Annotated in this window: 2 protein-coding genes; both read left to right on the forward strand. The window is 40.4% G+C overall.

Features of this window, described 5'->3' with window-relative positions; translation table 11 throughout:
* The coding region (locus AB4589_RS21215; protein WP_372101642.1) for a DMT family transporter at positions 1–549 on the forward strand (549 nt) is incomplete at its 5' end.
* A gap of 468 nt (positions 550–1,017) precedes the next feature.
* Entirely contained in the window at positions 1,018–1,314 is a 297-nt protein-coding gene (gene ihfA / locus AB4589_RS21220) for an integration host factor subunit alpha (RefSeq protein WP_004734853.1), read from the forward strand.
* The last annotated feature ends 40 nt before the right edge of the window (positions 1,315–1,354 follow it).

Here is a 1,354-nt window from a genome sequence, read left to right on the forward strand (position 1 = left end):
AAGTTAATGGGTGCGATGTTAGCGATGTGCGCGTTGGCGGTGCTGGTTTCCGCAGCAACGGGCAATGTCACTGTTAATGGCGTGATTCTTATTATGATCGCAGCGTGTAGTTGGACGTTAATGGGCGTGATTGTTAAAGCGTCTAAAACCACTCAGGCTTTTGCGTTTAACGTGTGGGGCATGCTATTTGCGCCAGTTCCATTAGTGTTGTTTGCGGTGATGCTGCACGGTGACCAAATTATTTGGCAGGCGATAGAACAATGGGATTGGAACGCAACGATTGCTGTGTTGTTTCAGGCTTACCCAACCACGCTATTCGGTTACTGGGTGTGGAATAAACTGTTAATTCAATATCCGTTAAGCACGACAGCGCCGTTAACCTTGCTAGTACCTATCTTCGCATTGATCAGTGGTTACTTTATGTATGACGAGGTGCTATCAGTCGCTCAAGTTGTGGCATCTGTACTGTTTCTAGTCGGTATAGGTTTGATAGTGAAGCCTGCTAAGACAACCGTAAGACCTCTTAGGGAAATAAAGACGATTGATTGAGCGTTTTCTAAAAACACAGCAGAATAGCATTGTCGAAAGGATTGACTAATTCGAATTAAATTCTGAAATGATACAAATATCATATTTAATAATGGTTACTTAGTAACCTCTGTTGAGTTTGATATCAAATCAAGTGGCTGATTTTATTGGGTATAGGATAGAGGTCTCAAAAATTATCTTTTAGAACACTAAAGTTTTAAATTCTTATTATGTTGAATTTTTCGGGATATAATATCACATCGTACCTGTTGGTTAGGTGTTTTTTAGCTATATATGTGACTTTACAAGGGAGTTATCTTCCTGATTTGAAAGAATAATTAAATTGATGAGATAAAAAAGTTGGCGAAAATCAGAAGCTTGGCATACACTTTCCTTGTAAATGACCTTATCTCATTGATTGAATAGGGTAAATGCTTTGGCGCTACTGAAGATGGTAGCAATGTATAACATAGCTTTGAGGAAAGTTTTATGGCACTCACTAAAGCCGATTTGGCTGAGAACCTGTTTGAAACACTCGGATACAGCAAGCGGGATGCCAAGGAAACGGTTGAAGTGTTTTTCGAAGAAGTTCGTAAGGCACTTGAAAATGGCGAACAGGTAAAACTGTCTGGTTTTGGTAACTTTGATCTTCGTGAGAAAAACGAGCGACCTGGTCGTAACCCGAAAACTGGTGAAGACATTCCAATTTCTGCTCGACGTGTTGTTACTTTTAGACCGGGACAAAAATTGAAGGCCCGAGTCGAAAATATTAAAATCGAGAAGTAGCCAAGCAATAGACCACGCCTAGCGTTAATGCCGTTCACTT

It is taken from the genome of Vibrio sp. 10N.222.49.A3, assembly GCF_041475145.1.
Classification (GTDB): domain Bacteria; phylum Pseudomonadota; class Gammaproteobacteria; order Enterobacterales; family Vibrionaceae; genus Vibrio; species Vibrio tasmaniensis_A.